This is a genomic window from Pseudomonas sp. ENNP23, from assembly GCF_001728945.1.
In the GTDB taxonomy this organism is placed as follows: domain Bacteria; phylum Pseudomonadota; class Gammaproteobacteria; order Pseudomonadales; family Pseudomonadaceae; genus Metapseudomonas; species Metapseudomonas otitidis.
The window spans coordinates 1-6885 of sequence record NZ_LYSP01000083.1 but is presented as its reverse complement, the minus strand read 5'-3'; the positions used below and the strand labels follow the sequence as shown (position 1 = coordinate 6885).

The window sequence follows — 6885 nt, the reverse complement described above, 5'->3', positions numbered from 1 at the left end:
AGCCAGCAGCACGTCGGTCACGGGGCCGAAGGCGATCTTCTGGTCGAACAGCTTGCCGAAGGACAGGCGCGGGGAAATCTCGCCGTAGTAGGTGTTGTTGCCGGCGTTGGCGTCAGCCTTGCCGTTGTAGTTGATCTGGTCGACGAAGAGGAAGAGGTCGCCCCAGGTCCAGCCGCTGGCGTGCTCGAAGGTGAAGGTCTGCTGGATCTCGGGGTTGACCTTGAAATCCTTTCCGTAGAGGTAGGTGACGCTGTTGTTCTGCCACAGCAGGGGGCCGTCGGCCAGGGCTTGGCCAGCGGCCAGCAGGCCGGTCGCGAGTGCCAGGCTGGCAGGCGGGAGCTTGGTGCGCATCGTATTTTCCTTGTTTTTCAGGGCTTCGGTTGGAGTTCCCCGCACACGTCGCCGCACCTCGTGGAGCACGAGGTGGCAAGGAGGGGGAAGTTGTTTGACCCGGTCAGGCCGAGTCGGGGAGGACGCCGGGCGGATTGTTTCCGTCCGGGTGGAACCTGGGCGCTGGAGCGCGGGCGTGGAGCGAGAAGGGTGTCGTCTGCATGATCGAGAGGCCTGCCTGTTGTTGTTGTCGGTCTGGGCGTCTATCGGGTGGGGGCGACCGGGGTGCGATTCGATAAGTTGAACGCCGGGTCAGGTTTCGAACTATAGCAGTGACACCTGTTTTTGGTAACAGGAATCGATGGTTTTGTGTACAAAAATGGCGAGTGGTCGTGCGTACCGAACGTGCGTGCGTGAGGTGACCGCTGCGGGGCGAGCCGACAAAAAAGGACCCGCCGGATGGGCGGGTCGGGCAGCTCCGGCGGCACCGGATAGGCGCTACCGGGCGGGAGCAATGCGTGATTTAGTGGGTTGCCTGGCAGTGGTGAGCCCGGTCTTTCTCGCCCAGTACGTTGAACAGGATGTTCAGCAGCAGGGCGCTGAGGGTGGTCATGGCGATGCCGCTGTGGGTGATCGGCTCCATCCAGTGGGGCAGGTGGGCGAAGAGGTCCGGCCTGACCACCGGTGCCATGCCCAGGCCGATGCTGACGGCCACCAGCAACTGGTTGCGGCGGTCGGTGATGTCGGCTTCATGGAGGATCTTGATGCCGGTGGCGGCCACCATGCCGAACATGGCGATGCCCGCGCCGCCGAGTACGGCCGGCGGGATGGAAGCCACCAGGAAGGCGGCCTTCGGCACCAGGCTCAGGGCCAGCAGGAACAGGCCGGCGGCCACTGTCACGTAGCGGCTGCGCACGCCGGTCATCTGCACCAGGCCGATGTTCTGGGCGAAGGATGAATGGGTGAAGGTGTTGAAGAAGCCGGCCACGAAGGAGGCGCCCGCGTCGCAGAGCAGGCCGCGGCGCAGGGCATTGGGGCAGATCTCGCGCCCGGTGATCTTGCCCAGGGCGAGGAACATGCCGGTGGACTCGACGAAGATGATCACCGTCACCAGGCACATGGACAGCACCGGTGCCAGCTCGAAGGTGGGCATGCCGAAATGCAGCGGCGTCACCACCTGCAGCCAGGGCGCCTGTCCCAGGCCATTGAGGTCGACCATGCCGAGGCAGCCGGCCAGCACATAGCCGATGCCCATGCCGATCAACACCGAGACGTTGACCCAGAAGCCCCGCAGGAAGCGGTTCACCACCAGGATGATGGCCAGCACCAGTGCAGCCACGGCGAGGTACTGGAGGCCGCCGAACTCGGCGACCTTGCTGCCGCCCCCGGCCCAGTTCACTGCCACCGGGAACAGGCTCAGCCCGATGGAGGTGATCACCGTGCCGGTGACCAGCGGAGGGAAGAAGCGGACGATGCGGCTCATGAACGGCGCCAGGACCAGGCCAAACAGCCCGGCGGCGATGGTGGCGCCGAAGATGCCCTGGAGGCCGACGCCGGGTATGCCGGCCATCACCACCATGCTGCCCACGGCGGCGAAGCTGGCACCCATCATCACCGGCATGCGGATGCCCACCGGGCCGATGCCGATGGATTGCACGAGGGTGGCGATGCCCGCCACCAGCAGGTCGGCGTTGATCAGGAAGGCGATCTCTTCTCGGGAGAGGCCGGCGGCCTGGCCGACGATGAGGGGAACGGCCACGGCGCCGCCGTACATCAGCAACACATGCTGGAGGCCGACCAGCAGCAGTTGCATCAGGGGTAGACGCTGGTCGGCCGGAGCCACAGCGGGGGCTGTCAGTTGGGTCATGCAACACCTCGGGCGCTTTTGTTCTTGTTGAGCCGTCGAGCCCATCGCCTCAGGTCGATGGGCCGGGGTATCGATGCAGCAGCCGGCACAGGCGTGCCGGGCAGGAGGGGTAGAGGCGGGGTTGGGAGACGAATCCGCCCCGCTGTGACGCGATGAACCATAAAAAAGCCTACCCGGAGGTAGGCGAATCGCGGGCCGCAGAGCTTGGGGAATGCGGCCCGCCGTGGGATCACTCGGTGCGGGCCCCCTGGGCGATCCAGGAGCCGATCAGTTCCCGCTCCTCGGGGGTCATCTGGGTGATGTTGCCCAGTGGCATGATCTGGCTGGCCACGGCCTGGGCCTGGATCTTCGGCGCCAGGGCCTGGATCTGCTGGGGTGTGTCGAGCATCACGCCAGCCGGTGCTGCCGTGAACAGCGGGCTGGTGGGCTTGGCGGAGTGGCAGACGGTGCAGCGTTCCTGGATCACGCTGTGCACCTTGCCGAACTCCGATGCGCTTGCACTGGCCTGCGGCGCCTGGCTGGCGGGTTGTTCGGTAGCCTGGGCGGGGGCGCTGGCAGGAGCCTGGGGCGCGGTCACGACCGGGGCCTGAGTCGCTGCCTTGTAGTTCGGCGCGGTGACGAAGGCCAGGCAGATCATGCCGAGGGCGCCGGCCGGCAGGGTCCAGGCAAAGCGGTTGCTCTCGTGGCGGGTGTTGAAGTAGTGGCGCACGAGGACGGCGATCACCGCGATGCCGGCCAGGATCAGCCAGTTGTACTGGCTGCCGTAGGTGCTCGGGAAGTGGTTGCTGATCATGATGAACAGCACCGGCAGGGTGAAGTAGTTGTTGTGGCGCGAGCGCAGCAGGCCCTTGGCCGGCAGGGTCGGGTCCGGGGTGCGGTTCTCTTCGATCGCCTTAACCAGTGCACGCTGTGCCGGCATGATGATACGGAACACGTTGCCGACCATGATGGTGCCGATCAGGGCGCCAACGTGGATGTAGGCGCCACGACCGCTGAACACCTGGGTGAAGCCCCAGGCCGCGCCGATCACCAGCACGAAGAGGATCAGGCCGAGCAGGGCGGGTTGCTTGCCCAGGGGCGAGTCGCAGAGCAGGTCGTAGATGAACCAGCCGGCGACCAGCGAGCCGATGCCGATGCCGATGGCCGCAGCGGGCGAGAGGTCGACGCCGGGTGCGATCAGGTAGAGCGTGGGGTTGAGGTAGAAGACCACTGTCAGCAGGGCGACGCCCGACATCCAGGTGAAGTAGGCCTCCCATTTGAACCAGTGCAGGTTGTCCGGCATTTTCGGCGGTGCCAGCTTGTACTTCTCCAGGTGGTAGATGCCGCCGCCGTGGATGGCCCAAAGGTCACCCGAGAGCCCGTCGCGCGGGTTCTGCCGGTTCAGGTTGTTCTCCAGCCAGACGAAGTAGAAGGATGCGCCGATCCAGGCGATGCCGGTGATCATGTGTACCCAGCGAATGCTCAGGTTCAGCCATTCGGTCAGATGTGCTTCCACAGTACGTACCTCTTCCCCGGGATCGACACGCCGAACACCGGGCTTCTCTTATTAGTGGTGGGGGTCGAGGACCAAGTGCTCGTCCTCGGTGAAGTAATGCTCGTCGCAGTTGTTGCCTGAACCACTGCGATCAACCACCAGGAAGTCATCCCGCTTTTCGATCGTCAGCACCGGGTGGTGCCAGACGCCGCGATGGTAATTAACGCCCTGCCTGCCATTGGTGAGGAAGGCACGGACCAAGCCCGGTACAGGTGCATCGCCAAGGGGCGCGACCACGACCAGAAAGGGGTTGCCGAGCAGCGGGATGAAGGCCTGGCTGCCCAGCGGATGGCGTTCCAGCATGCTGATTCTCAGGGGCATTTCCAGGGCCTGGGCGCTGAAGATGCTGATGATCGCCCGGTCCTCCGGCTGGGCGGTCTCGACCGTGGCCAGCTTGTGGTAACGGCGGGTGGAGCCGTTGTTGATCATGAAGTAATCGCTGCCTTCGGTTTCGATCACGTCACCGAACGGGGCGAAGGCTTCCTTGGTCAGGGGCTCGATCTTGAGGATTCGCATGGCTGCTCTACTGATTCGTTTCAGGTGCCCGCGCCGGTAGGCGCGGGAGGAGTGGGGCGCCCGGGTGCAGGCGCTCCTTGCCGATTGGCCGTGGCAGCACCTGCGCGGAATGCGCGGCTGCCCGGCGATGGGCGTGCGAGGGGGAGGCAGGGCCTGGGGCGGAGTGGCGCCCAGGGCGTGGCAGGTGGCTCAGGGCCGGATGGTGTCCGGAGCCGCTGCGACAGCCGCCCCAGGGGACGACCGCGCAGGCCGCAGGGCTGCACGCCAGACCCGGGCGGGCTGGGGTGTGCAGTCGCGACGAGGCGGCGTGCCGGCTGGGGAGGGGGCGTTGGGTCATTGTTGTTCTTCTGTGGTTACGCAAGGTTGGGGGGCGGCTACATCGCTTGCAGGCGGAACAGGGCGATCTTGTTGATTTCCGCCAAGGCCCGCTGGAACTCCGCCTCGGCGCTGTTGTGGATGCGCTCTTCGAAGGCCGCGAGGATCTGGTGCCGGTTGCTGCCCTTCACCGCCATGATGAATGGGAAGCCGAACTTGGCCTTGTAGGCATCGTTCAGCTCGGTAAAGCGGGCGAATTCATCGGGCGTGCACTCATGGATGCCGGCCCCGGCCTGTTCGTTGGTGCTGGCTGCGGTCAGCTCGCCGCGCACGGCGGCCTTGCCGGCCAGGTCCGGGTGGGCGTTGATCAAGGCCAGTTGCTGGTCATGGCTGGCGCTGAGGAGGATGTCGGCCATGCGCTGGTGCAGCGTTTCGATCTCGTCGAGGCTGGCATCCACGCCCAGGTCGTAGGCGCGTTCGGCCACCCAGGGCGAGTGTTCGTAGATGTCGGCGAAGGCGCTGACGAAGGCGTCCCGGGACAGGCCCGAGGGAGTGATGTGCTGGAAGCGGCTCATCAGGCGTTTCCTTTGAACGGGTGGCGGGTGTGCCAGTGGCGGGCGATGTCGACGCGGCGAGCGAACCAGACCTTGTCGTGCTGCTTCACGTAGTCGATGAAGCGGGCCAGCGAGGCCAGCCGTGCCGGGCGACCCAGCAGGCGGCAGTGCATGCCGATGGAGAGCATCTTCGGTGCGCCGGCGCGGCCTTCGGCATAGAGCACGTCGAAGGCGTCCTTGAGGTATTCGAAGAAGTCGTCGCCCTTGTTGAAGCCCTGAACCTGGGTGAAGCGCATGTCGTTGGTGTCCAGGGTGTAGGGGATGACCAGGTGGGGCTTCTCCGGCGTGCTGGCCGGGTCCCAGTAGGGCAGGTCGTCGTCGTAGGTGTCCGAGTCGTAGAGGAAGCCACCTTCTTCGCGCACCAGGCGACGGGTGTTCGGACCGGTGCGGCCGGTGTACCAGCCCAGCGGGCGCTGGCCGGTCAGCTCGGTGAGGATGCGGATGGCCTCCAGCAGGTGCTCGCGCTCCTGCTCCTCGCTCATGTACTGGTAGTCGATCCAGCGGTAGCCGTGGCTGCAGATCTCGTGGCCGGCCTCGACCATGGCGCGGATGACGTCCGGATGGCGCTGGGCGGCCATGGCCACGGCGAAGATCGTGAGCGGGATGCCCTGCTGTTCGAAGAGGCGCAGCAGGCGCCAGACACCTGCACGGCTGCCGTACTCGTAGAGGGATTCCATGCTCATGTTGCGGGCGCCCTGCAGGGGCTGCGCGGCGACCATCTCCGAGAGGAAGGCTTCCGACTCCTTGTCCCCATGGAGGATGTTTCGCTCGCCGCCTTCCTCGTAGTTGAGGACGAAGGACAGGGCGATACGGGCCTCATCCGGCCAGTGCGGGTGGGGAGGGTTGGCGCCATAGCCGATCAGGTCGCGTGGGTAGTCGGAGCTCACTGCTGTGTTCCTTCTTCTGGTGCGTTCACAGGGGCAGGTGAACATGATGCGTGATTGTATACAAACAAGCCTCGCACTTGTAAATCGATTATTTGTTCAGGAGCTGCCTATGGTGCTTGCAAGAAATCTGCCCAGTCGGTCAGTTATTGATCGGCAAGCCCCTGGTGGGGGATGCTTGCAGGGTTTCGGCGTGGTCGGCGCGATGCGCATTGCCCATGCAGCCAGGCCGCACATTATTTTGTATACAGTTTTGTTTTCGCTGAGGTATATTCGGACTCGCTTCGCGCCATGCGCTGCCCTGTGCCGGGGCGTAAGGTGGCGCTCCGCATCATTGGCACGCATCAGAGGAGGCAAGGCCCCCGGGGCATCGCGCAGGTGCTGGGGCTTGAGACGCAATGGGAAGACTGACTACCCACGTACTGGATGCAGCCCACGGCTGCCCGGGCCACGACATCCGCATCGAGCTCTACCGTGTCGAAGGCGGCGGACTGGAACTGATCACCCGCACCGTCACCAATGACGACGGGCGCTGCGATGCGCCTCTGCTGCAGGGCGAGGACTATGCGACCGGCGTCTACCAGTTGCATTTCCATGCCGGCGACTACTACCGCAAGCGCGGCGTACAACTGGCCGACCAGGCATTTCTCGATGTGGTCGTGCTGCGCTTCGGCATCGATGCGAAGCAGGATCACTATCATGTCCCGCTGCTGATTTCCCCCTACAGCTACTCCACCTACCGGGGCAGCTAGAGAGCCGACACCATCCTCGTGACTCTTCAACGAGTCCCTTTTCCCAGCCCGTTCACACTGCGGGCTTTTTTTT

Annotated in this window: 6 protein-coding genes and 1 pseudogene; 1 reads left to right on the top strand and 6 read right to left on the bottom strand. The window is 64.9% G+C overall.

Translation table 11 applies throughout. The annotated features are described in order from the left end of the window. The 6 genes and pseudogenes from A9G05_RS25930 to puuE form a co-directional block, all read right to left on the bottom strand. Positions 1-351, bottom strand: a pseudogene (locus A9G05_RS25930) (hypothetical protein); the annotation flags it as partial. A 502-nt stretch (positions 352-853) separates the two neighbouring features. Continuing rightward, on the bottom strand, positions 854-2197 hold the full coding sequence (locus A9G05_RS25925; protein WP_069563675.1) for a nucleobase:cation symporter-2 family protein: 1344 nt from the start codon (positions 2195-2197) through the stop codon (positions 854-856). A 229-nt stretch (positions 2198-2426) separates the two neighbouring features. Beyond that, positions 2427-3692: a urate hydroxylase PuuD gene (locus tag A9G05_RS25920; RefSeq protein WP_069563674.1), complete on the bottom strand. Its 1266-nt coding sequence runs from the start codon at positions 3690-3692 to the stop codon at positions 2427-2429. Positions 3693-3743: 51 nt separating this feature from the next. Next, on the bottom strand, positions 3744-4247 hold the full coding sequence (locus A9G05_RS25915) for an ureidoglycolate lyase (RefSeq protein WP_069563673.1): 504 nt from the start codon (positions 4245-4247) through the stop codon (positions 3744-3746). A gap of 374 nt (positions 4248-4621) precedes the next feature. Next, positions 4622-5137: a 2-oxo-4-hydroxy-4-carboxy-5-ureidoimidazoline decarboxylase gene (gene uraD, locus A9G05_RS25910; protein ID WP_069563672.1), complete on the bottom strand. Its 516-nt coding sequence runs from the start codon at positions 5135-5137 to the stop codon at positions 4622-4624. After that, a complete protein-coding gene (gene puuE / locus A9G05_RS25905; RefSeq protein WP_069563671.1) occupies positions 5137-6063 on the bottom strand; it encodes an allantoinase PuuE in 927 nt (308 codons plus the stop codon). Before puuE ends, uraD begins: the two co-directional genes overlap by 1 nt. 395 nt (positions 6064-6458) lie before the next feature. Here puuE and uraH point away from each other — a divergent pair, with 395 nt between their 5' ends. After that, positions 6459-6812, top strand: a complete 354-nt coding sequence (gene uraH, locus A9G05_RS25900) for a hydroxyisourate hydrolase (RefSeq protein ID WP_069563670.1) — start codon at positions 6459-6461, stop codon at positions 6810-6812. The last annotated feature ends 73 nt before the right edge of the window (positions 6813-6885 follow it).

Excerpts from the sequence above, each read along its gene's own strand:
- A9G05_RS25925 (WP_069563675.1), bottom strand. The coding sequence starts at position 2,197 with ATGACCCAACTGACAGCCCCCGCTGTGGCTCCGGCCGACCAGCGTCTA.
- uraH (WP_069563670.1), top strand. The coding sequence starts at position 6,459 with ATGGGAAGACTGACTACCCACGTACTGGATGCAGCCCACGGCTGCCCG.
- uraD (WP_069563672.1), bottom strand. The coding sequence starts at position 5,137 with ATGAGCCGCTTCCAGCACATCACTCCCTCGGGCCTGTCCCGGGACGCC.
- A9G05_RS25915 (WP_069563673.1), bottom strand. The coding sequence starts at position 4,247 with ATGCGAATCCTCAAGATCGAGCCCCTGACCAAGGAAGCCTTCGCCCCG.